Below are 24361 nucleotides of genomic sequence, written 5' to 3'. Positions count from 1 at the left end.
ACCTCCCGTTTTGCCTATCAGAACAGGGACACACGGAAACCCGGATTGAGGAAAGATTCACGTGGCGCGTAATCCAGTGTTTTACCCTGCCAGTCGTGAACATGCGCACCCGCCGCCATCGCTACCGCGTGACCCGCTGCGGTATCCCAGATATTGGTTGGCCCAAAACGCGGGTAAAGCTGAGCTTTACCTTCTGCGACCAAACAGAATTTCAATGAAGAACCGGTAGCAACTGTTTGGTGCTCGCCCAGCTGTTTCAGGTATTGTTTCATCTCATCATCATCGCCATGTGAGCGACTGACCACCACCAGCGGCGGACGTGCATCCTGCGCCTGAATTTGCACATGCTGACCGCCCTCTTCTTTCCAGGCTTTACCTTCTGCGGCGGAATACATCACGCCCAGCGCGGGCGCATATACCACTCCCATCACCGGCTTGCCTTGTTCAATCAGTGCAATGTTGACGGTGAACTCGCCGTTGCGTTTGATAAACTCTTTGGTGCCATCCAGCGGATCGACCAGCCAGTAATGCTGCCAATGCTGGCGAACATCCCAACCTTGCGGATCTTCTTCTGATAATACCGGCACATCAGGAGAGAGCTGTTTTAAACCCTGAATAATGACGTTGTGTGCGGCGATGTCTGCCGCCGTCACAGGCGAGTCATCGGATTTGTGAGAAACGTCAAGCGGTGCCGCGCCATTATAAACGTGCATGATGGCATCGCCCGCTTCACGCGCCAGTTGGCAGATTTGCTCTAACATTTTTCACCTCGTTTTGTGCGGCTGCTGCGCGTATGACTCAACGCCAGACCGATTACATGTCAACAGTTCCGCTATCTGCGCCGACTTTTCGGCATGCAGCGGAGCATTTCATAGATATATCAATATCATAGTTCATACAGCATCGCTATGCTTGCCACGTGGCGGCAAAATCTGAATTCTGCGAGCCGCCTTCCAAAGCCTGAAAGCGTTACATCCATCACGTTTTAAAATGACCATTGATCAAGCTTTTACATTATTTTGGGAGCTTCGACCTTTTGGGAGCAGGAACCTACATGTTTAAGCCTGGCATAACGTTACTGGCGCTTGGAATTTCCAGCGCATTATCGGCAGCAACCGTGGATTTGCGCGTACTGGAAACCACCGATTTGCACAGTAATATGATGGACTTCGATTACTACAAAGATACGCCCACCGAGAAGTTTGGCTTGGTACGTACCGCATCGCTGATTCATGCTGCACGTCAGGAAGTTAAAAACAGCGTGCTGGTTGATAATGGCGATATTATTCAGGGCAGCCCGCTTGGCGATTACATGGCCGCGAAAGGGCTTAAAGCGGGCGAGATCCATCCCGTTTATCAAGCGCTCAATACGCTGGACTACAGCGTGGGCAACCTGGGTAATCACGAGTTCAACTACGGCTTACCCTATTTGAAAAAGCCCTTGCTGGTGCCCGCTTTCCTTACGTTAACGCCAATGTGATCGATAGTAAGAGCGGCAAGCCACTGTTTACGCCTTATCTGATCAAATCCACTGATGTCGTCGATCGCGATGGAAAACGGCAAACGGTGAAAATAGGTTATATCGGCTTTGTTCCGCCGCAAATCATGGTGTGGGATAAAGCGAATCTTCAAGGCAAAGTGCGGGTAGACGACATTACTGAAACGGCTCGTCGTTACATTCCTGAAATGCGAAAGCAAGGCGCGGAAGTGATTATTGCCATTCCGCATTCTGGCCTGAGCAGCGAGCCTTATCATGCCATGGCGGAAAACTCGGTTTACTATCTCAGCCAGGTCGAAGGCATAGACACCATTCTGTTTGGGCACGCACATGCCGTATTCCCAGACAAAGATTTCGCCAACATTAAAGGCGCCGATATCGCTAACGGAACCCTGAACGGCATTCCTGCGGTAATGCCGGGCATGTGGGGCGATCATCTTGGTGTGGTCGATCTGGTGCTGAACAATGACGATGGGCGTTGGCAGGTGAGCAGCGGTAAAGCGCAGGCGCGTCCCATTTACGACATCGCGCAGAAAAAATCGCTGGTGGCTGAAGATCCGGCGCTGGTTAGCGTGTTGGCGGATGCGCACCGTGCTACACGAGAGTTTGTTGCCAAGCCGATCGGTAAATCAGCAGATGTGATGTACAGCTATTTGTCGTTGGTGCAGGACGATCCCACCGTGCAGATCGTTAACAATGCACAGCGTGCCTATGTAGAACATTTTATTCAGGGCGATCCTGACTTAGGACGTCTGCCGGTGCTTTCTGCTGCTGCACCGTTTAAAGCGGGTGGACGTAAAAACGATCCGGCAAGCTATGTTGAAGTTGAAAAAGGAGCGCTAACCTTCCGCAATGCCGCAGATTTGTATCTTTATCCCAACACGTTAGTGGTGATGAAGGTCAGCGGCGCGCAGGTAAAAGAGTGGCTGGAGTGCTCAGCTGGCCAGTTCAATCAAATTGATCCCGCCAGCAGCAAGCCACAATCACTGATCAACTGGGATTTCCGCACCTACAATTTTGATGTGATCGATGGCGTGGAATATCAGATTGATGTGACGCAACCTGCGCGATATGACGCGGAGTGCCAGATGATTCACCCTGAGGCTTCGCGTATCAAGCAGCTTAGCTGGCATGGCAAACCGGTTGATCCGAAGGCGACTTTCCTTGTAGCGACCAACAATTACCGTGCGTATGGCGGCAAATTTGCCGGAACCGGCGATAAGTACATCGCTTTTGCTTCACCGGATGAGAACCGTTCAGTGGTGGCGGCTTATATCAGCGCAGAGACCAAGAAGCATGGCGAGGTTAAGCCACAGGCCGATAACAATTGGCATTTGGCACCGATTGCTTCCACTGCGTCCGTCGATATCCGTTTTGAGACTGCGCCGGGAGAAAAAGCCAACGGCTTTATCAAACAGCATGCGCAATATCCGATGCAGCAGAAAGGCAGTGATGAGATTGGCTTTGCGATTTGGCAGGTGAATTTGCAGCAGCAGAAGAAGTAAAACAGAGAGGGCGGCATGATTGCCGCCCTTGGGTATTACAGGATTTCGAGCAACTCGACTTCAAACACTAACGTGCTGAAAGGTGGGATGGATGCGCCCGCACCGCGCTCGCCGTAAGCGAGGTTGTGAGGAATAACCAGTTCCCATTTTGAGCCGACCGGCATCAGGGTCAATGCTTCAATCCAGCCTGCAATCACGCCGCTAACCGGGAATTCCGCTGGCTCGCCACGTGCGACTGAGCTGTCAAACACGGTGCCGTCAATCAGTTTACCGGTGTAGTGAACGCGTACGCGATCCTGACGAGATGGGATTGGGCCTTCACCTTGAGTGATTACGCTGAACTGCAGACCTGATTCGGTGCTGCTCACGCCTTCACGCTGTGCGTAGTCAGTCAGGAACGTCTGACCTTGTGCTGCCATTGCTTCAGTACGCTCACGACGTACGCCTTCCGCACGCTCATGCACTTCACGCAGCGCGCGATGTACCACATCTACCGGGACCGCCGGTGAATTCCCTTCCAGCGCGTCGCGCAGGCCCGCGAGCAGTGCTTCTGGTTGCAACCCTTGCAGACCAGATTCCAGCAACTGCTGGCCAACCTGTAAACCAATACCATAACTTGCTTGTGCTTCGACGCTGTCGAAAGAAGGGGTTGTCATCTTCGTTCCTTTCACTCTGGTAAAAAATTCGAGCGGGCAGCATAGCAGCGCAGGCCGCTGGCGTAAAATGCCCTGCATCGCGGATGACTTTTCGCGATGAAAGAGAAACAATACGCAGGTCAAATTTATCAATGCTGGCGGGCACTTCGCGTCCACATTGCCCATACTGTATCTCAGAACGTTCGAATTGCAGGAAAGCAGCAAGCAGAGAATATCCGGGAGCAAGTAGCCTGAGTATTCGATCCACTGCCTATGCAAGTTGAAAAGATGAAAGGTATATAACAACCGACAAGGCTTATCTTGTCTGTGGCACATAATGAAGAGAGAGAACATGGGCCAGATCGCCCCACGACGCCGCAGGACGCACGCACCGCGTATTTTATCCCGGCTGCAAACCTGGCTGCATCAACGCAAGCCACAGCAATCCGCCGGAGAGGAGGAACCACGAATGGCTTCAGACGCGTCATCCCGCTTACCTAACTGGCTGCATCGTATTTGGCACCTGACAGACACGATTCGCTGGATGGACCCACTACCAGCCCCGCATCGCCGTGGCATTGTTATTGCCCTGCTGCTCATGCTGCTGGCGTTTCTCTGGCCGAGCAGCACGCCAAAATATCCGGTGGAACGTCCTGTGACCTCATCCTCTGAGCAAGAGACGCCGATGCAGGCGGATATTTACGAAAACAAGGCAGCACCTTCACAGCAGCAAACTCCACCGAAAAGTGATTCACAAGGTGCGTGGCGCAGCTATACCGTGGCATCAGGCCAGACGCTGGCGCAGCTGTTTCGCGATAATAATTTGCCGGTGAATGATGTCTTTGCCATGGCGCGTGTCGAGGGCAACGATCAGCCGCTGAGCGCTTTACAAAGTGGACAACAAGTGAAGATAAGACAAGATGCGCAAGGCGCAGTGACAGGATTGACGGTTGAGAGTGCAAATGGCCCGGTGCTGTTTACGCGTCAGCCAGATGGCAGCTTTCTTCGCGCGCAATAAACAAAAACGCCGGCACAAGGCCGGCGTTTTGCGTTGCTGGGTAATAAATTACGCAGCCACTACTTTCACGATCAGTTTCGCGAATACATCGCTGTGAACCTGGAAGTCCACTTCGTGCTCACCGGTGGTGCGCAGAACGCCGTTCGGTAAACGAACTTCGCTCTTAGACACTTCAACGCCAGCTGCAGTTACTGCATCTGCAACGTCGCGGGTACCGATGGAACCGAACAGTTTACCTTCGTCGCCTGCTTTAGACGCGATGGTAACGGTGTCCAGTGCGTTGATTTTCTCAGCGCGTGCAGTCGCTGCAGACAGAACGTCAGCTTGTTTCGCTTCCAGTTCTGCGCGGCGTGCTTCGAAGAATTCAACGTTTTTCTTGGTAGCAGGGACAGCTTTGCCCTTAGGAACCAGGAAGTTACGAGCGTAGCCCGCTTTAACGTTAACCTGATCACCCAGGTTACCCAGGTTTGCTACTTTATCAAGCAGAATAACTTGCATTACCTTATCCTCTTAAAGTCGTTAATGGACAGTTGCCGATTACTGATGACGATCAGTGTACGGCAGCAGGGACAGGTAACGCGCGCGCTTGATAGCACGAGCCAGCTGACGCTGGTATTTAGCGCGAGTACCAGTGATACGGCTTGGGACAATCTTGCCGCTTTCAGTGATGTAGTTTTTCAGCGTTGCGATATCTTTATAATCGATCTCTTGAACGCCTTCCGCGGTGAAACGGCAGAACTTGCGACGACGGAAATAACGTGCCATTTGGCTAGTCTCCAGAATCTATCAATTCAATCTGCTCGGCATGTAACACCATTTTACTCTGGCCATTTCGCGCCTGATGGCAGCTAATGAAACCTTCGAGAATGAGTTGCGTGCCGACCGTTATATGTTGAGTAATCACCTGATGGGTGCTGCCGCTGATAATCACCGGCATCCGACACCAGGCTTGCCGGTGAAACCCGGCTTCCTCCTGCACTGAGTTGTGCTCAAGCACAAACTGACAATGCGGGATTCCTGACGGACTTATTTTTCGAACCGGTGTCTTGCACACGGTGCCAGACAAACGCAGTCGATTAGCCGTCACGATGGATTACTCTTCAGAATCCCCAGCATCTGAGTCATCAGCGGATTCGTTAGCAAAATCTTCGCGACGATCACGACGCTCATCTTTCGCTTTAACCATCGGTGATGCTTCAGTTACCGCGTTTTTAACGCGCATAACCATGCTACGGATAACGGCGTCGTTGAAGCGGAAGTTCGTTTCCAGCTCGTCGATCACTTCCTGCGGAGCTTCTACGTTCAGCAGAACGTAATGTGCTTTGTGCAGTTTGTTGATCGGGTAAGCCAGCTGACGGCGGCCCCAGTCTTCCAAACGGTGGATCGTGCCTTCTGCACCAGTGATAGCACCAGTGTAACGCTCGATCATGCCTGGAACCTGTTCGCTCTGGTCAGGATGGACCATAAATACGATTTCGTAATGACGCATCGAAATTGCTCCTTACGGATTATTCAGCCTCCTGTCTGGGTCAACCGCGGCCCGTGGAAGCAAGGAACGTTATAGACCGTGCCCCAATTTTCATGGGTCACAGCCTGAGAATGCGGCTGAAAAATTGACGCGTAATCATACTGATGTCCCCCACTAAACTCAAGAGCACATTTCAACAAATCGTACAGATCGTGCCAAATACCGCTACCTTTTGTGCTATCTCTGTTAATACAACGCGTTGTATAAGAATTGTTCAAATTAGCTGAAGAAGAGCATCAAAAGACCGACTGGCGACATAATGACCAGCCACTAAACTTTATTCAGACGTCGCGGCCTTTTTGTCGGCGTCCTGCCAGAGTGTTTTCCCTGTAGTGAGGAGTCGAGCATGAAAACGTTCGTCATCGCCACCTTACTGGGTCTCTTCCTGTCTCCACCCGCCCTTGCCAGCAGTGCTGACTGTGCGCAGCAGATGAGAAGTAACAGTAGCAAAGCGGCTTCAGGCTATGTTTACGTTAATCGATTGGATACGCCAGGCAATAGCAATGCCAACGTCACCATCAGCGCAGCGGAGCGGTTATCGAATTCGTACTAATGCCCTGTAACGTAACGGGCTGGCAGCGTGCTACCAGCCCAATTTCATTTACAGCCGGTGTTTAAAGAAACTCACTAGCGCGGTCAGGCCTGAGGGCGTGATTTTGTGGCCGATATGTTTTTCGGACAGCGAGGTCAAATTAGCGTCCAGCCCTTGTTCGCGCAGGGCCGTATCAAGCCTTGTGGTTTCAGCAAAAGGCACCACTTCATCAGCTTCACCATGCCACAACAGCAACGGCCGATTAGCCAGCTTATCCAACTGTCCGCAAGGATCGTAACCCGCTAGCGGAGCCATGCGTTCGGCAAACTGCGTCTTTTGTTCTGGTGTGCGCGCCACCAGCGGCGGGAACAGCGTATTGCTGAGCTGCATAAAATAGCCCGACCCCATCATGCAGGCGACGCTGTGAATCTGCGGATAACGCGCCATTGCACCTAATGCTGTCATTCCTCCCATCGATGCCCCTGCGACCGCAAAGCGATCATGACTAATCAGGTCATTCTCGCGCAGCGCGGCTTCCAGTTGAGGGACTTCATCAATGTTCTGTTTCAGGATGTCCCAGAAGTGGCTCATTCGAGACTCGGCATCACCGTTGTAGCGCGCTCCATGCATATCCGCATCGGGCATTACCGCACGAAAACCAGCCTGAGCCAGCGCTACGGCGAAGTAGGCATAGACCTCTTTAGACGACGTAAAGCCGTGGTAAAACAGCACGGTCGGCAGCCTGGCGTGGCGCTGACCTGCGGGCGCTGCGTGTAGGCATTCAATACCGGCCAATGTTTCCGTGGTGAGTTCAATCATGTGCTCTCCTGAGTAAGGGGCAAAACCTGCTTTGACGTATACATTCTGCCAATAACAATATTAATCAGCCCACCTTTGATCTAGATCAATGCGTCCTAAACTTTTCTTCTTAACTGCCGTTGATCTTGTACCCTCCTATCATAATCAAAGGTAATTTATGAAGCGTCTCTCTCTCAGCAGCCTGAGCCTTGGAATAAAGCTGTCTGTACTGACGTCTCTTAGTGTAGCGCTGCTGTTATTTGTCCTGACTCTCACGCAAAGTCATAACGCATCTCGTCAGCTGGAAAGTCTGGCAATGGACGATATGCATAACCAGGTACAAGGCATCAGCGAAATGGCGACGATGTTTAACGCCACACTGACCGAAGAGGTCAGCAGCTACACCCAACTTTTCGCCAGTTTCCTGCCTAAAAATTTTAGCCGCGACGACAGTGCTCGTATTCAGGTGGGTAACTTCTCGACCCCGACGCTGAGAGCCGGACTGAAGACGCTTAACCTTGATCAAACGGCAGTGGATGATTTCACCGAGCGCACCGCTGCGGTTTCTACCATCTTTGTGCGTGATGGCGATGACTTCGTGCGTATTTCGACCTCACTGAAAAAGGAAGATGGCAGTCGCGCAATCGGTACTCAGCTGGATCGCACCAGCGCCGCGTGGAAAAGTGTGAATCAGAGTGAGGTTTATCGCGGTCTCGCCACGCTGTTTGGTCATCGCTATATCACGCAGTATCAGCCGGTGAAAGATAGCAGCGGTACGGTCGTTGCCATTCTGTTTGTCGGCGTACAGATTGATAAAGAATACGCTTTAATGCGTGAAAAAATACTGGCGCGTCGACTCGGCGAAAGCGGCCACTTTTACGTGCTAAATGGCACGTCAGGCAAATTGCAGGGCCAATACCTGTTTGATAAGCAGCGTGAAGGCCAGCAGCCCGCTTGGGATAAAGCGCTTCTGCAGCAGCTGGTCACTCAACCACAAGGTATCCGTGAAGCAGAAATTGCGGGCGAGAATAAGATGCTTGCCTGGCAGCAGTTGCCTGGTTGGAATTGGGTGATTGTGGGTGAAGTCAACCGCGCCAGCCTGCTGGCGCCTATCACCCATAGCCGCAATCTGTTTATGATCACCGGTCTGGTTCTGGTGGTGATCTTCGCGCTTGGTTTTGCCTGGTACAGCCGACGCGCCATTACTCGCCCATTACAGCAGGTTATCCATCTTGCAGAGCAATACGCTGCGGGCAATCTGCAGGTTCATCTTGATACGTCGCGACGTGATGAAGTGGGTCAGTTGATCACGGCCATTAACGGCATTGGTGACGGTTTAGAAAAAATTGTGGCGCAGGTGCGCGGCGCGGCGCAAGAGATCAGCGATGGTACTGACACTATCGCCGCCAGTAGCCAGGATATCAGCGCCCAGATAAGCCGTCAGGCCAGCAGCGTTGAAGAAACCTCGGCCAGCATGGAACAGTTTGGCGCGACGGTGGAGCATACGGCGGACAGTTTACGCCAGGCGATGTCGTTGGTATCGGAAGCCACCAGCATGGTGAATCACGGCAGCAAAACAGTGGTGCGCTCGGTCAACACTATGTCGGCGATTAAAGTTTCGTCACAAAGCATTGCCGACATTACTCACGTGATTGAATCGATCGCTTTCCAGACCAATATTCTGGCGCTCAATGCCGCTGTTGAAGCCGCGCGTGCCGGTGAGCATGGCCGCGGCTTTGCTGTTGTCGCGGCTGAGGTGCGTGCGCTGGCGCAGCGTTCGGCACAGGCCGCCAAAGAAATTGATGGCCTGATTGCGACTTCCATCAGTAACGTTGCTGAAGGCCATACCTTGTCTGAGCAAACACGCGAAGCGATGACTAACATTGTGACGCACATTGAGCAGGTTCAGGCATTGATGGGTGAAATCAACGTTGCCGCGCAGCAGCAGGCAGCGGGCATTGGTCAGGTGAATCTGGCCATGAATCAGATCAGCCAGGCGACGCATCAGAACAGCGATTTAGTGGCGCAGGCAGAAACCACTGCACAGAACCTGAGTCAGAAAGGACATCATCTGACGCAGTTGGTCAGCGTTTTTAACCTCAAATCGTAATTGCCTGCGGGACGGTGTGACATACACTTAATACATCGTCCCTCAGGAGGATTTGCCATGCGTTACGCTTTCCTGTTGTTTTTTGCCTTACTGCTCAGCGGCTGTTCAGTTTTTAAAGATACGCCGGAAGCGCCGCCTGCGCCGACCAGCCATGCACAAGAAATTTCACGATCGCAAACTCACGGCTTGCCGAAGCTGGGCACGATTAGCGTTAGCGTGCGCGGTTCGCCAGATGACGCTGAGCGTGAAATCGATGCGCGAGCAAATCAAGCGGGTGCGATTTACTATCAGATTGTGATGGTTGATGAAACGGTGATGCCAGGCTTATGGTACGCCACGGCAACATTATACGGCGCTTCAACTGCCGCTCGCGCGCAGTAATAAACGATCGGTCAGCGCGTTTTCTAACGGACGCGATCCGCGCAAATCGAGCCATTGGCGACACCATGCATCAGCAATCGGCGGCTCAGCATATTTCAGCAGTTGCGCCGCCGTTGCCAGTTGTAGCATCTGATGCGTAAATTCATGCGCCTGCACTTCCTGCGCTTTATGCAGCCGTAGCTTGAGTTGACGCCAGCGCGCATCAAAATGGCGATTGCTGCCTTTTACCGCATCAAATTCCTGATTCAACATGTCGATAATGCCAGATTGCCGGGTGAGCACCCGCAGCACATCCAGGCACATCACATTCCCGGATCCTTCCCAAATGCTGTTAACCGGCATGTCACGATACAGGCGCGGCAGTTCGCTCGCTTCGCAATAGCCGATGCCGCCTAATACTTCCATCGCGTCGGCGACAAACGGCATGCCCGCTTTGCAGATGCCATATTTCGCTGCTGGCGTGAACAAGCGAGCAAAACTGACTTCATGCGGTTGGGCAGGCTGCGACCAGGCGCGAGCCAGACGTAATAAAAATGCGGTTTGCCCTTCTAGCTGCAGCGCTTGCGTCGCCAGCATCTGTCGCATCAAAGGCTGGTCCACCAAATTTTTTCCCTGCACCTGACGCTGATGTGCATGATAGAGCGCCACAGAAAAAGCGCGTCGCATTTGACCGTGGCTGCCAAGAGCACAATCGAAACGCGTCATGCTGCCCATTTTCAGGATCATCCGCACGCCTTCGCCTTCTTCGCCCAATAGCCAGCCAATGGCATCTTTAAACTCAACTTCTGCGCTGGCATTCGAGCGATTACCGAGTTTGTCTTTGAGTCGTTCAATAACGATCGCGTTGCGCTCGCCGTCAGGAAGCAGACGCGGCAGAAAAAAACAGCTTAACCCTTGCTGGGTTTGCGCCAGAATCAGATGCGCATCGCTTTGAGGCACGGAAAAGAACCATTTGTGGCCGACGATACGATAGGCTTCGCCAGGCCCGCGCTGCTCCAAAGGCTCTGCGCGAGTGGTATTGGTCATGACGTCGCTGCCGCCCTGTTTTTCCGTCATGCCCATGCCAATCAACAACCCACGCTTCTGTTCGCCAGGTTGTGCATGCGTGTCGTAACGATCGCTCAACAGGGGATCGAGCCAACCTTCAAACGCGGCGGGAAGCGTCCGTTGTAGCAAAGGAATGGCAGCGTGCGTCATGGTCACCGGACAAAGCGTGCCGGCTTCCACTTGCGCATGGAGAATAAAGCGCGCCGCACGCGCCACGCTGCCGCGTTCAAGCACATTGGGCTGCCAGGTAAGATTATGCAGACGGCTGGCGCAAACGCCCTGCATCAGTAAATGCCAGGCTGGATGGAAGCGCACTTCATCAAGACGCGCGCCACGCGCATCGTAACGCAGCAGTTCGGGTGGCTCAGCGTTGGCTAAACGGCCCAGCTCCAGTGATTCGGCGCTGCCAAGCTGCATACCAACCGAGGCGAGCCAATCGCGATCCCATTCACCGCCTTCACGCAGTAGCGCTTCACATAACGGCGTATCGGACAGAAAGAGATTACTGTTGCTAAGAGGTTGCGGCTGATTGAATACGGTGTGGGTTGTCCAGGTCATAACGGCTCCTCACGGATTTCACTCCCTAATTATGGGAGTGATGCGCAGTTATGCCTGGTACAGAAACTTTTTGCGGTGGCGATCACGCCATCAGCAATTACAGCGCGCGTTGACGCACCGCTTCAAACAAACAGACGCCGGTTGCGACTGACACGTTCAGCGAGGAAACGCTGCCCGCCATTGGAATGCTGATCAGCTCATCGCAATGCTCTCGCGTGAGGCGACGCATACCTTCACCTTCCGCGCCCATCACCAAGGCCATTGGACCGGTCATTTTGCTCTGATACACAGTGTGATCGGCTTCGCCGGCGGTACCCACTACCCAAATGTTGTATTCCTGCAGCAAGCGCAAAGTACGCGCCAGGTTAGTCACGCGAATTAACGGCACGTTTTCGGCTGCGCCGCTGGCCACTTTTTTCGCTGTTGCGTTGAGTGTCGCGGAGCGATCTTTTGGGACGATGACCGCATGCACACCCGCAGCATCGGCGCTACGCAGGCAAGCACCCAAATTGTGCGGATCGGTGACGCCATCCAGCACCAGTAAAAATGGTTTTTCCAGGCTTTGCAGCAGATCCGGCAGATCGCCTTCCTGATACTGACGGCCCGGCTTCACGCGCGCGACAATACCCTGATGCACGCCACCTTCAACCTGGCTATCGAGCCATTGACGGTTAGCCAGTTGAATCACGATACCTTGAGCTTCCAGCGCGGTTACCAACGGTTGCAGACGACGATCGTCGCGGCCTTTGAGGATAAAGACTTCCTGGAAACGTTGTGGATCGTTTTCCAGCAGCGCCTGCACGGCATGGATACCAAAAATTATTTCGCTCATCGATCTGCTCAGTATTGGGAGAATGAATGGATTACAAACCGCCCTTGCTCTTCGGAGCAAGGGCGGAGATGCGCATCAGACAGGATTTGCCTTCTTCGCGGCGCGCTTGGCCTTAGTGGCGGCGGCGATTTTACGGGTTTTCTCCGAGACTTTTTTACTTTTTTCTCGGTGTTTGCAGCAGCAGGCTTTTTCTTTTCGCCAGCGGGCTTTTTCTTCTCACCGCGGAACGCGGAATCTGGCTCGAAGTTAGCCTTCTTACTGATTTCACGACGACGCTTCGGCGGTGCTTTGCCTTCACGTTTATCGCGTTCACGAGCCGTTTTACCTTCGCCGCGTGGCTTGCGAGAGCTGGAAATCAGGGCAAAGTCGATTTTACGCTCATCCATGTGCACCGCTTCAACTCGGACTTCTACGGCATCACCCAGACGATAAGTACGCCCGCCTGATTCGCCAATCAAACGCTGACCAATCGGGTCGAAACGATAATAGTCATTGTCGAGCGTTGATACGTGTACCAGACCATCAATGAACAGATCGTTGAGGCGAACGAAGAAGCCAAAACCGGTGACGCTAGAAATGACGCCATTGAAGACATTGCCGACCTGATCCTGCATGAAGTCACACTTCAGCCAATCAGCAACGTCGCGGGTGGCTTCATCAGCACGGCGTTCAGTTAAGGAGCAGTGCTGGCCCAACTGCAGCATTTGCTGCATCTCGTAGTGATAACCGCCAGTTTCGGTAGTAATGCCTTTCACTTCGCCCTGCTCTTTTGCCAGCAGATATTTGATTGCGCGGTGCAAGAGCAGGTCTGGGTAACGGCGAATCGGTGAAGTAAAGTGCGCGTAAGAGGTCAACGCCAGACCGAAGTGACCACGGTTTTCTGGATCGTAAACGGCCTGCTTCATTGAGCGCAGCAGCATGGTTTGCAGCATTTCCGCATCAGGACGATCGGCAACTTGCGTGAGCAGCGCTGCGTAATCGATGGGTTGCGGCTTAGTCCCGCCCGGCAAGCTCAGCCCCAGCTCGTTTAATACGGTGCGGAAGCTTTTAATACTTTCATCGGTAGGACGATCATGATCGCGGAACAGCGCCGGCTCTTCATTTTTTCAACAAAGCGTGCCGAGGCAATGTTCGCCAAAATCATGCACTCTTCAATGAGTTTGTGCGCATCATTACGCGAAGTGCGCTCTACACGTTCGATACGACGTTCAGCGTTGAAGATAAACTTGGCTTCTTCCGTTTCAAACGAGATACCACCACGCTCTTCGCGCGCCGCTTCCAGCGCCTGATACATATTATGCAGCTCTTCAAGCTCTTTGACTCGCGGCGCATATTGCTCGCGCAGTTCCGCATTGCCCTGCAGAATATTCCACACTTTGGTGTAAGTCAGACGCGCATGCGAATTCATCACCGCTTCGTAATGCTTAAAGCCTGTCAGCTTGCCTTTGGATGAGACGGTCATTTCGCACACCATACACAGGCGATCGACCTGTGGGTTCAGCGAACATAATCCGTTGGAAAGCACTTCCGGCAGCATAGGAACGACTTGAGACGGGAAGTAAACAGAAGTGCCACGCTGATGGGCTTCATCGTCAAGCGGCGTGCCTGGACGCACGTAATAGCTGACATCCGCAATCGCAACCCACAAACGCCACCCACCGCCACGCTTTTTCTCACAGTAAACGGCATCATCAAAGTCTCGCGCATCTTCACCGTCAATAGTGACCAGCGGCAGCTGACGCAAATCAACACGCCCAACTTTGGCCTCTTCTGGCACCACTTCACTCAGCTTGCTTACCTGTTTCTCTACTTCTGGCGGCCAGGTGTGTGGAATCTCATGGGTACGTAATGCCATATCGACGGCAAGGCTAGTGCCCATGTCATCGCCAAGAATTTCAGCGATTTTACCAATGGCTTTCGTGCGGCGTGTTGGACGTTGTACCAGTTCGACCACCACCACCGAACCCATGCGGGCGTTCAGGGTTTCTTCTGGTGGAATGAGAATATCGAAACTCAGGCGGCTGTCGTCAGGCACCACAAATCCGGCTCCCGCATCAGTGAAGTAGCGGCCCACGATTTGATTGTTACGCGGCTCTTGCACACGCACAACGCGCGCCTCACGACGGCCTTTGCGATCCGCGCCCAAAGGCTGAGCGAGAATGACATCGCCGTGCATGCAGAACTTCATCTGTTCTGCAGAGAGGTAGAGATCGTCTTTCTGCCCTTCTGCGCGCAGGAAACCGTAGCCATCACGGTGGCCGATAACTTTGCCGCGCAGCAGATCGAGACGTTCAGGTAAGGCGTAACATTGACGGCGAGTGAACACCAGCTGGCCGTCGCGCTCCATTGCACGTAAGCGGCGACGTAATGCTTCAAGGTGTTCTTCTTCTTGCAAATTCATTTCTTGCGCCAGCTCATCGCGGCTGGCTGGCTTTTCGCGTTTTTCTAACAGCGCCAGGATAAATTCCCGGCTTGGAATTGGGTTTTCGTATTTTTCAGCTTCTCTATCCTGATAAGGATCTTTTGACATAACGGTTCCTCCGATGTCATTTAATTTTCATTGCCACCGGCGGTTCGGACAATATGATTTCATATAAAGGTGTATTTCCTTCAACGAGATCCGCCAGGGTATAGCTATCCAGTTCCCGTAAGAATACCTGCACCGCAGCATGGAGTGCATTCCTTAAACGGCAAGCTGGCGTAATGGCACACGCGCTGCAATCTACTAATTGTAGCGGTTCCATCTTACGAACGACTTCACCAATGACGATTTGATTGGCTTTCATGCCTAAACGAATGCCGCCATTTTTACCGCGCGTAGCTGCCACAAACCCAGCACGGCTTAATTGATTGATGATTTTGACCATATGATTACGCGATACGCCATAGGTATTGGTTACTTCGGTAATGTTAGTCAACTTGCCTTCCGGCAAGGTAGCCATATATATCAAGGCCCGCAGACCATAATCAGTAAAACTTGTCAGCTGCACATTAACCTCGGTGAATCATCAAAAGTGGCATTGATTCGTGTGTTCGCCTTGCGATTAATTTCAATTGTTAACCGGTTCGCTTTTTAATTAAGTAAGATGATAAACCAGAGTCTGGGCAGCTGTGCGTTTTTTAAGCCAGAGGGTGATTTGATAAGCGAAGGGATATTCAGGGGCGTCAAAGCGCGGAAAAACAAAGGCCGGAGATTGTCCGGCCTCAATGTGATTATGCGTCGAACGGATCGCGCAGAATCATCGTTTCACTACGATCAGGGCCAGTAGAGATGATATCAACCGGCACGCCAGTGATCTCTTCTACGCGTTTGATGTAGTTACGGGCAGCTTGTGGCAAGCCTTCCAGTGTTTTCACACCAAAAGTCGTTTCGCTCCAGCCTGGCATTGATTCGTAAATCGGCTCAATGCCTTCCCAGTTTTCTGCCGCCAGCGGTGTGGTGGTTGCTTCACTGCCATCTGGCATGCGATACGCTACGCAGATTTTCACTTCTTTCAGGCCATCCAGCACGTCCAACTTGGTCATGCAGAAACCTGATAAAGAGTTGATCTGAACGGCACGACGAACAGCAACAGCGTCCAGCCAACCAGTACGACGACGACGACCCGTGGTAGCACCAAATTCGTTGCCTTGCTTACACAGGAACTCACCCGTTTCATCAAACAGTTCCGTTGGGAACGGGCCTGCACCTACGCGAGTAGAGTAGGCTTTAACGATGCCCAGCACATAATCAACGTAACGAGGACCAATACCTGAACCGGTGGCAACGCCGCCTGCGGTGGTGTTTGATGAGGTTACATACGGATAAGTACCGTGATCGATGTCCAACAACGTACCTTGTGCGCCTTCGAACATGATCAGGTCGCCACGCTTACGCGCGCCGTCCAATAGTTCAGACACATCAACAACCATGCTGGTCAGGATGTCGGCAACCGCCATCACATCACTCAGCACTTTGTCGAAATCGACAGCTTCTTCTTTGTAGTAATGCACCAGCTGGAAGTTGTAGTAATCGACCACTTCTTTCAGTTTGGCTGCGAAAGTTTCTTTGTTGAAGAGATCGCTAACACGCAGAGCACGGCGAGCCACTTTATCTTCATAAGCCGGGCCAATACCACGGCCGGTGGTGCCGATCGCTTTGGCACCACGCGCTTTTTCGCGCGCCATGTCCATCGCAACGTGATATTGCAGAATCAGCGGACAAGCTTCAGAAATCAGCAGACGTTCGCGTACCGGAATCCCACGCGCTTCCAGGCCTTTCATCTCTTTCATCAATGCTTCAGGAGAGAGAACCACGCCATTACCAATAATACTGGTAACGTTTTCGCGCAGAATGCCAGAAGGGATCAAGTGGAGAACGGTTTTTTCACCGTTGATGACAAGTGTGTGGCCCGCATTGTGGCCGCCTTGATAACGCACAACGTAATTCGCGCGTTCAGTCAGAAGGTCTACAATCTTACCTTTACCTTCGTCACCCCATTGGGTGCCCAGTACGACGACGTTCTTACCCATTTCTCAAAATCACCGATTGCTTAAAAATGGATTCTACCATCTGATCGGGTCGCTTTCAGCACTTTTAGCATACGATTGCGCGCTTTTTTGCCTGAGTTTTGATCACTACAACATGTGGGGGAAACGCGCCTTAAAACCACAATTTAGGCTGTGAGCGATCGCGCATCAGATATTGCCGTGCATGCTTAACATGCAATAAATCACTACACCCGCGACCACTAAGCCGCCGCCAAAACGATGCAGCAGGCGATCGGGCAGTTGCGTCATGGTTTGAATTAACCGCCGCCAGGCACGTGGCATAAACATCGGTCCTAAGCCTTCCAGCACCAATACCAACGCTAATGCTATCCAGATACTCGTGTTCATTCCTGTAATCCAAACAAAAGGCCGACAAAAGTGTCGGCCCGTAGGTTATATCAGTTCTTATCGCGTTGCGTTAGAGGGCGCTTTCATATATCGGAAGAAATCGCTGTCTGGGCTCAACACCATGATGTCCTGATTTTCGTTGAAGCTATTTTCATAAGCGCGCAGGCTGCGGATGAAAGCATAGAAATCCGGGTCCTGACTAAACGCATTTGCAAATAACTTCGCCGTTTCAGCATCACCATCACCGCGGGTAATCAACGCTTCACGCTGTGCTTCTGCGATGGTACGTGTTACCTGATAATCGGCTTGAGCGCGCAATTTCTCCGCCTCTTCCTGACCTTGTGAACGCTGACTACGCGCTACCGCTTCACGTTCTGCACGCATACGGTTAAAGATGGCGTCAGACACTTCGGTCGGCAAGTTAATTTGCTTAATGCGCACATCAACAACCTGAATACCTAACGCCGCCATGCTGTTCGGGTTTGGCGCAGGTTCACTGCTGTTGGTTTCACGCTCAACGCGCGCTGCCGCGTTAGCAATCGCATCATCAGCGGCGGGTGTCGCAATTTCGTCGTCGTTGCCCGCGCTACCGGTATTCAGTGCATCACGCACGTCAGTGGTTAAGCGGCCACGCGAATCCGTCACGATGTCTTTCACATCCAGACGACCCATTTCAGAACGCAAACGGTCACTGAACTTACGTTTCAGCAGCACTTCAGCCTGTGAAACGTCACCGCCGCCGGTTGCCAGGTAATAACGGCTAAAATCACTGATGCGCCATTTGATATAAGAGTCAACGATCAGGTCTTTTTTCTCTTTGGTTACAAAGCGATCGGCTTGGTTATCCATGGTCTGAATACGTGCATCCAACGATTTAACCGTTTCGATAAACGGAATCTTGAAATGCAGACCCGGTGAAAACACCTGTGGTTTGTTTTCATCATCGCGCAACACTTTACCGAAACGCAGCACAATGCCCCGCTGGCCTTCTTGCACAACAAACAGCGATGCGTAAAGCGCCACCAGCACAACAATAAGTAAAAAGATTATGGGCTTACGCATCGATTACTCTCTCCCTTCGCGCTGGGTATCGTTGCGCTGAGCATTCACTCGACGCTGATCCAGGACGCTGTCTGGACTGTATGACGAACTTTCACTGCGGCTGGTATTACGGTCTGAAAGAGGTGGCAGCGTAGATGAACTCGTGCCTTTTTTACCACTCTGACCGGAAGAATCCATGCCACGCATCAGTTGATCAAGCGGCAGCACCATCAGGCTATTACCACGATCATTAACCAGCACCTTACGAGTGTGACTCAACACGCGTTCCATGGTTTCGATATACAGACGCTCTTTGGTGATCTCTGGCGCGGCTTTATACTCCGGCAGAATCTTGGCAAAACGCGCTACTTCACCTTGTGCTTCCAGAACAGTACGCTCTTTATAAGCACGTGCTTCTTCAAGCAGACGTTGCGCCTGGCCATTGGCTCGCGGCTGAACTTCGTTGGCGTAAGCTTCCGCTTCACGTACGTATTGCTCGCGGTTTTCACGCGCTGCAATTGCATCGTCAAACGCTGACTTCACCTCTTCCGGAGGACGTGCTGCCTGGAAGTTGACGTCAAGCACCGCAATACCCATGTTGTATGGACGAATGGTTTCATCGATTTCACGTTGGGTATCGCTACGCACCACGGTACGGCCTTCAGTCAGAATGCGGTCCATGGTTGAACGACCAATAACGCCACGCAGCGCACTGTCAGTTGCCTGACGCAAGCTGTCATCGGCGCTGGTCACTGCATAGAGATAGCGCTCTGGATCGGTCACGCGGTACTGCACGTTCATTTCTACGCGCACCACGTTCTCATCAGACGTTAACATCACGCCAGAAGCCGCCAGTTCACGTACTGCTTCAACGTTAACCGCGCGGACCTGATCGATAAATGTCGGTTTCCAGTTAAGGCCCGGCTCAACCAGATGGCTGAATTTACCGAAGCGTGTAACCACGCCGCGTTCCGCTTCTTTGATGGTGTAGAATCCGCTGGCGGCCCAGATGACCACAGCAGCAACAGCTACAATGCCAACAATTTTTCCACCGCTGCCGGAGCCGCGCTGTCCGTTGTCACTCTGTTTGCCACCGCCCAGTCCACCGAGCTTCTTGCTCAGCTTACGGAAGATATCATCCAGATCAGGTGGCCCTTTATCTCGACCTCCTTTATTTCCCCCAGAGTTGCCGCCTTGATTATTGCTGCTTCCCCACGGGTCGCGGTCCTGTCCGTTATTTCCGGGCTGATTCCACGCCATGTCTCTACTCCATTTATTGTATTTGCGGCTTACCTTCATCTTTCATGCTGGCGCGACGTTAGCTGCTCTCGCTTACCCCAATGACTTACCGCAGTATGCTTTATGGGATTCGCTCAATGACTGCCTTGCTACAACCTGAAATCTATTGGGTAAGTTCGATTGGGCAACATGTCAAACAATGTAACTGGTTAGTGACGGCTCTTGTTTACATAAACGACGCCAGTCAACAATTGGCATCCTGATCTGTAAACCGACACTGCCGTCTTCTTCATTCCACTCTTTCTCAATCGCCTGCAACTGATAGAAACGGCTGCGCAAGCGCCCCGCATCTGGTGGCAGACGCAAATCATATTGGGCAATTTCACCCGACAGGCGCTCTGACAACGCTTGCCACAACAAAGGAATGCCCACGCCAGTCTGGGCTGAAAGCCAGACACGAATCGGCAGATTTTCTTCGTTGCGATCAATACGCGGTTCAAAATTATCGAGCATATCGATTTTATTCATGATCAGAAGCTTCGGTATTTCGTCCGCTTCAATCTCTTCAAGAACCGTATCTACGGCTTCGATATTCTCATTCAGTCGCACGTCTGCACCGTCAATGACGTGAAGCAGCAATGCTGCCTGACGCGTTTCTTGCAGTGTAGCTTTAAACGCAGCGACAAGGTCATGCGGGAGATGGCGAATAAACCCAACAGTATCCGCTAATACCACCTCGCCAACATCAGCCACATTCAAGCGACGTAAAGTAGGATCAAGGGTCGCAAAGAGTTGATCCGCAGCGTACACATTGGCAGAGGTAATGGCGTTAAACAGAGTGGATTTTCCGGCGTTGGTGTAGCCTACCAGAGAAACGGTGGGTACATCGGCTTTAGCGCGCGCCTGACGTCCCTGCTCGCGCTGTTTTTCAACACGCTCAAGACGGGAAAGAATCTGGCTTATGCGGCCACGTAATAAACGGCGGTCAGTCTCTAGCTGCGTTTCACCCGGGCCACGCAGGCCAATACCGCCTTTTTGGCGTTCAAGGTGCGTCCAACCACGCACAAGACGCGTAGCAAGATGACGTAGCTGAGCCAACTCGACCTGCAATTTACCTTCGTGGGTGCGGGCGCGCTGGGCAAAGATATCAAGGATTAAGCCTGTGCGATCAATCACACGGCATTCGCATAACCGCTCCAGGTTTCTTTCCTGAGCGGGCGTTAAGGCATGATCGAATAATACGACCGATGCTCCACTTGATTTTACCGCATCGGCAATTTCAACGGCCTTTCCTTCACCGACAAAATACTTCGGGTGTGGCGCTTTACGACTGCCGGTAATGACTTGCAGCGCTTCGACGCCAGCAGAAGAAACCAGGGTTTCAAATTCCTGTAGATCTTCTACCTCTTTGTCTTGGGAGAACCAGATGTGTACCAGTACGGCCTGCTCACCGGCATCATAACGGTCAAACAAGCTATAACCTCGCTAAAAATAAAAGACCAGGACGGAAAACGATTAACGTTCTCCAGTCCTGGCTGAACGGCGGCGCCTTATTCTGCGCTATCACCGTCTTGTTGTGGCTGCGGCTGCGCTGATGGCGTGCTGCCGCTATGATGGTAATTATTCGTGCTGCCGCCGGTATTATTGCTATGGTGAGAAACCGGACGTGAAGGCACTACGGTAGAAATGGCATGCTTGTACACCATCTGACTGACCGTGTTCTTCAACAAAATCACAAACTGATCAAATGACTCAATCTGACCTTGCAGCTTAATACCGTTAACCAAATAAATCGAAACCGGAACACGTTCACGACGCAATGCGTTCAAAAACGGGTCTTGTAATGATTGCCCCTTAGCCATTCTATCTTTTCCTTATATGCTTGTAGTTTGTTGCTTTTAGAACCTAGAGTTCTGAAAAAACTGCGTAAAAATTTGCGCACGATAACCAGCCAATTGTACACAATCACCCATGCTTCGCACTAAGAACCTGTAACACCGTTTCGCGGGCTAATTGGGGTTCGTCGCTGTCTAACCAGTGAACGTTTTCCCAACCACGTAGCCATGTCATTTGGCGCTTAGCGAGCTGCCGGGTCGCGCAAATTCCCCGATAAACCATCTCGTTGTAATCAATTTCGCCAGATAAGTAAGACCACATCTGACGATATCCCACACAACGAATGGAAGGCATGTCCGTATGCAAATCACCTCGTGCAAACAGGGCCCGAGACTCCGCTTCAAATCCTGACGCTAACATCTGTTCGAAACGTAAAGCGATGCGCTGGTGTATCAGCTCGCGGCTCGCGGGGGCGATGGCAAACTGGTACACGTCGTAGGGTAACGCTTCGCCGGACGTTTTTGTCAGTTCCGTTAAAGTTTTACCCGAAATAAAAAAACTTCCAGTGCTCGCGAAAGTCTCTGCGGATCATTCGGATGAATACGACTGCCGGCAACCGGATCGATTTCACACAGTTGGCGGTGTAAGGCTTCCCATCCATCATCACGCGCCATTTGCTCTATACGCTGACGAACCTCCGGATCGGCCGAGGGCAGCGGCGACAATCCTTCAAGTAACGCCTTGAAGTAGAGCATAGTTCCACCAACAAGCAACGGAATACGTCCGCTTCGGACAATATCCGCCATTTCTGCTAAAGCATCGCGACGAAATTCCGCAGCCGAATAGGCCTCTGCGGGATCGCGTATGTCTAACAAACGATGGGGTGCCAACGCTAACTCTTCAGCCGATGGTTTCGCCGTGCCAATATCCATCTGACGATAGATTAAGGCAGAATCCACGCTGATAAGTTCCACAGGCAACTGCTTGCGCAGCTCAATCGCTAAGGCGGTTTTGCCCGAAGCGGTGGGTCCCATCAAAAAAATAGCCTTGGGCCGGCCAGCCTGGTTTAGTTCACTCATGCTTCAACGCGTTGATCGCGCTCTCAGTTTCAAGGGCTTGTAATAAGCCTGAAGGCGGCGATTTTAATAGCTGTGGGCAAAGCCGTTCCAGCTCAGCCAACAATGTAATCGCCTGCGAGTGATTCCAGTTTTGAGACTCTGCATCTTCGCGTCGTGCCAGCCATTGGGCCAGCTGCGCGGCAGAATTCTCTTGCTGTCGGGCCAAATAGCCTAACAGCTCAGGAATCAAGATTTGTAAATTTTGTGTTCGTAACGGTAAAGGCACTGCGCGTAAGGTCACATGGTCGCCTTGTGGCTGCAAATCAATTGCCATCTGATTGAGTAAGCTGGCATTTTCTTGCGCCGCCTTGCGCTCAACCTGTGCAATTTTCAGCCGGACCGGAATCAACAATGGTTGCGGTTTTAACCCCGCTTCGCCAGGCTGAAGCTGGGCCTGTTTCAACCAGCGAGATGCAACCGGTAGCGCCATAAGCATCAGGGTTTCATTTTGTTCCAGCAGCGCATATTGGCCCTGTATTACCGTTAATACGCGACCAAAACTTTGTGCATGCGCTGCCAGCGGAGCTTCTTTTACCGCTGGACGAAGCGTGGTTTCTGGCGCGCTAACCTGCGGCGTTTTCAGCAATTGCTGATACACCGAGCCTTCACGCTTACTGTAACTGTTCTCTTTCGTTTGCCACGCGGGAACCTGAGCGGGAGCTGGAGCTGAGACACTTTCACTGCGGCGCGGCGCGGGCTGGGCAAAATGGTTGCCTCCCGCCGCCTGGCGGTTTTCGGGCTGCCAGCGCGGAGCCGGTTCTTCAGCTTGCAACGTAGGCAACGTTGGCGCGGCGCTCGCCTGTAAAGCGCTGATTACGCCCTGATAAATAAAATCATGCACCAGGCGTGACTGATGAAAGCGCACTTCATGTTTTGCCGGATGAACGTTCACATCGACCTGATGTGGGTCGATCTCCAGATAAAGCACATAAGCGGGTTGTTGGTCGTCCTGCAGCTGCGTTTGAAAAGCCTGGCGAATGGCATGATTGATCAACTTGTCACGCATCATGCGGCCATTAACATAGCAATATTGCAGCTCGCTAACCTGACGTGAACCGGCGGGATCGGCGACCCATCCGCGTAAAGAGAGATCATCATGTTGCCAGTCAATACGCATCGCATGTTGCATAAAGGTGGTGCCGCAAATCGCGCCCAGACGGCGTTCGCGCTGCCCTTCATCAGTGACAGCACGATATTGGCGCATCAATTTGCCGTTGTGGCTAAGTGAAATAGCCACGTCAAAACGCGCCAGCGCAATGCGACGGACAACTTCATCGATATGCGTAAATTCGGTTTTTTCGGTACGCATAAACTTGCGGCGTGCAGGCGTGTTGTAGAACAGGTCGAGCACCTCAAGCGTGGTGCCGCAAGGATGTGCCGCCGGTTTGACTGTGACTGCCATATCGCGCCCTTCTGCATAGGCCTGCCAGGCTTCATTTTGCTCAGCAGTACGTGAAGTCAATGTCAGACGCGAAACGGAACTGATACTCGCCAGCGCTTCGCCACGAAAGCCCAGGCTCATAATGGCTTCAAGATCGTCAAGTGAGGCGATTTTACTGGTGGCATGACGTGCCAGCGCCATCGCCAGTTCTGCCTTGTTAATGCCGCAGCCGTTATCGCGAATGCGGATCAGCTTGGCACCCCCTTTTCAATATCCACATCAATGCGTGTCGCACCCGCGTCGAGGCTGTTTTCCACCAGCTCTTTTACAACCGATGCGGGACGCTCAACCACTTCGCCTGCGGCAATTTGATTAGCCAGCTGCGGCGGTAAAATTTGAATCGGCATGATGGATATCCTTTTAGCG

General features: G+C 52.3%; 20 protein-coding genes and 4 pseudogenes. 5 read left to right on the top strand and 19 right to left on the bottom strand.

Annotation, left to right across the window (positions count from 1 at the left end; all coding sequences use genetic code 11):
- Nucleotides 1-17: 17 nt before the first annotated feature.
- Nucleotides 18-761, bottom strand: coding sequence for a 3'(2'),5'-bisphosphate nucleotidase CysQ (gene cysQ, locus KQP84_RS05395; RefSeq protein WP_215845491.1), 744 nt, complete (start codon nt 759-761; stop codon nt 18-20).
- A gap of 293 nt (nt 762-1054) precedes the next feature.
- Here cysQ and KQP84_RS05390 point away from each other — a divergent pair.
- Nucleotides 1055-3003, top strand: a pseudogene (locus KQP84_RS05390) (bifunctional 2',3'-cyclic-nucleotide 2'-phosphodiesterase/3'-nucleotidase).
- A 35-nt stretch (nt 3004-3038) separates the two neighbouring features.
- On the opposite strand, the gene bamJ reads toward KQP84_RS05390, so the two are convergent.
- Nucleotides 3039-3659 (bottom strand): BamJ family beta-barrel-assembly machinery protein, encoded by a 621-nt coding sequence (gene bamJ, locus KQP84_RS05385; RefSeq protein WP_215845490.1) that lies wholly within the window; start codon nt 3657-3659, stop codon nt 3039-3041.
- 331 nt (nt 3660-3990) lie between these two features.
- On the opposite strand from bamJ, the gene KQP84_RS05380 reads away from it, so the two are divergent.
- Nucleotides 3991-4656, top strand: a complete 666-nt coding sequence (locus tag KQP84_RS05380) for a LysM-like peptidoglycan-binding domain-containing protein (RefSeq protein WP_215845489.1) — start codon at nt 3991-3993, stop codon at nt 4654-4656.
- Between the two features lie 48 nt (nt 4657-4704).
- Here KQP84_RS05380 and rplI read toward each other — a convergent pair whose 3' ends face one another.
- Genes rplI through rpsF form a run of 4 tightly spaced genes read right to left on the bottom strand, consistent with a single transcriptional unit; the run spans nt 4705 to nt 6145 of the window.
- Nucleotides 4705-5154, bottom strand: coding sequence for a 50S ribosomal protein L9 (gene rplI / locus KQP84_RS05375; RefSeq protein ID WP_215845488.1), 450 nt, complete (start codon nt 5152-5154; stop codon nt 4705-4707).
- 39 nt (nt 5155-5193) lie between these two features.
- The gene (rpsR, locus tag KQP84_RS05370; RefSeq protein ID WP_000135199.1) at nt 5194-5421 is read right to left on the bottom strand and encodes a 30S ribosomal protein S18; all 228 of its coding nucleotides are present in this window, start codon (nt 5419-5421) and stop codon (nt 5194-5196) included.
- A 4-nt stretch (nt 5422-5425) separates the two neighbouring features.
- Nucleotides 5426-5743 (bottom strand): primosomal replication protein N, encoded by a 318-nt coding sequence (priB, locus tag KQP84_RS05365; protein ID WP_215845487.1) that lies wholly within the window; start codon nt 5741-5743, stop codon nt 5426-5428.
- A gap of 6 nt (nt 5744-5749) precedes the next feature.
- Nucleotides 5750-6145: a 30S ribosomal protein S6 gene (rpsF, locus tag KQP84_RS05360; RefSeq protein ID WP_215845486.1), complete on the bottom strand. Its 396-nt coding sequence runs from the start codon at nt 6143-6145 to the stop codon at nt 5750-5752.
- Nucleotides 6146-6530: 385 nt separating this feature from the next.
- Between rpsF and KQP84_RS05355 the strand changes: the two genes are divergently transcribed.
- Complete coding sequence (locus KQP84_RS05355) at nt 6531-6737, top strand: hypothetical protein (protein ID WP_215845485.1); 207 nt, start codon at nt 6531-6533, stop codon at nt 6735-6737.
- A 48-nt stretch (nt 6738-6785) separates the two neighbouring features.
- On the opposite strand, the gene yjfP is transcribed toward KQP84_RS05355, so the two are convergent.
- Complete coding sequence (gene yjfP, locus KQP84_RS05350) at nt 6786-7535, bottom strand: esterase (RefSeq protein WP_215845484.1); 750 nt, start codon at nt 7533-7535, stop codon at nt 6786-6788.
- 157 nt (nt 7536-7692) lie between these two features.
- On the opposite strand from yjfP, the gene KQP84_RS05345 reads away from it, so the two are divergent.
- Together KQP84_RS05345 and bsmA are read left to right on the top strand one after the other, a co-directional pair.
- Entirely contained in the window at nt 7693-9624 is a 1932-nt protein-coding gene (locus KQP84_RS05345; protein WP_215845483.1) for a methyl-accepting chemotaxis protein, read from the top strand.
- A gap of 57 nt (nt 9625-9681) precedes the next feature.
- A complete protein-coding gene (bsmA, locus tag KQP84_RS05340) occupies nt 9682-10005 on the top strand; it encodes a biofilm peroxide resistance protein BsmA (RefSeq protein WP_215845482.1) in 324 nt (107 codons plus the stop codon).
- Here bsmA and KQP84_RS05335 read toward each other — a convergent pair.
- From KQP84_RS05335 to mutL, 12 genes and pseudogenes are all read right to left on the bottom strand, one after another.
- Nucleotides 9982-11610, bottom strand: coding sequence for an isovaleryl-CoA dehydrogenase (locus tag KQP84_RS05335; RefSeq protein WP_215845481.1), 1629 nt, complete (start codon nt 11608-11610; stop codon nt 9982-9984). The genes bsmA and KQP84_RS05335 overlap by 24 nt on opposite strands.
- Before the next feature lie 97 nt (nt 11611-11707).
- A complete protein-coding gene (gene rlmB, locus KQP84_RS05330) occupies nt 11708-12442 on the bottom strand; it encodes a 23S rRNA (guanosine(2251)-2'-O)-methyltransferase RlmB (protein ID WP_215845480.1) in 735 nt (244 codons plus the stop codon).
- 75 nt (nt 12443-12517) lie between these two features.
- A pseudogene (gene rnr, locus KQP84_RS05325) lies at nt 12518-14972 on the bottom strand (ribonuclease R).
- Nucleotides 14973-14988: 16 nt separating this feature from the next.
- Nucleotides 14989-15432, bottom strand: coding sequence for a nitric oxide-sensing transcriptional repressor NsrR (gene nsrR, locus KQP84_RS05320; protein WP_215845479.1), 444 nt, complete (start codon nt 15430-15432; stop codon nt 14989-14991).
- Between the two features lie 223 nt (nt 15433-15655).
- A complete protein-coding gene (locus KQP84_RS05315) occupies nt 15656-16954 on the bottom strand; it encodes an adenylosuccinate synthase (protein ID WP_215845478.1) in 1299 nt (432 codons plus the stop codon).
- 165 nt (nt 16955-17119) lie between these two features.
- The gene (locus KQP84_RS05310) at nt 17120-17320 is read right to left on the bottom strand and encodes a DUF2065 domain-containing protein (protein WP_215845477.1); all 201 of its coding nucleotides are present in this window, start codon (nt 17318-17320) and stop codon (nt 17120-17122) included.
- 57 nt (nt 17321-17377) lie between these two features.
- Nucleotides 17378-18382 (bottom strand): protease modulator HflC, encoded by a 1005-nt coding sequence (gene hflC / locus KQP84_RS05305; RefSeq protein WP_215845476.1) that lies wholly within the window; start codon nt 18380-18382, stop codon nt 17378-17380.
- A 3-nt stretch (nt 18383-18385) separates the two neighbouring features.
- Complete coding sequence (hflK, locus tag KQP84_RS05300; RefSeq protein ID WP_215845475.1) at nt 18386-19621, bottom strand: FtsH protease activity modulator HflK; 1236 nt, start codon at nt 19619-19621, stop codon at nt 18386-18388.
- Nucleotides 19622-19792: 171 nt separating this feature from the next.
- The gene (gene hflX / locus KQP84_RS05295; protein ID WP_215845474.1) at nt 19793-21073 is read right to left on the bottom strand and encodes a ribosome rescue GTPase HflX; all 1281 of its coding nucleotides are present in this window, start codon (nt 21071-21073) and stop codon (nt 19793-19795) included.
- 77 nt (nt 21074-21150) lie between these two features.
- Nucleotides 21151-21462 (bottom strand): RNA chaperone Hfq, encoded by a 312-nt coding sequence (hfq, locus tag KQP84_RS05290; RefSeq protein ID WP_215845473.1) that lies wholly within the window; start codon nt 21460-21462, stop codon nt 21151-21153.
- Nucleotides 21463-21565: 103 nt separating this feature from the next.
- Nucleotides 21566-22515, bottom strand: a pseudogene (gene miaA / locus KQP84_RS05285) (tRNA (adenosine(37)-N6)-dimethylallyltransferase MiaA).
- Nucleotides 22508-24342 (bottom strand): annotated as a pseudogene (mutL, locus tag KQP84_RS05280) (DNA mismatch repair endonuclease MutL). Before mutL ends, miaA begins: the two co-directional pseudogenes overlap by 8 nt.
- Nucleotides 24343-24361 lie beyond the last annotated feature (19 nt).

The organism is Candidatus Pantoea bituminis (genome assembly GCF_018842675.1).
GTDB lineage: Bacteria > Pseudomonadota > Gammaproteobacteria > Enterobacterales > Enterobacteriaceae > Pantoea > Pantoea phytostimulans.
This window is presented reverse-complemented; position numbering and strand designations above follow the sequence as displayed.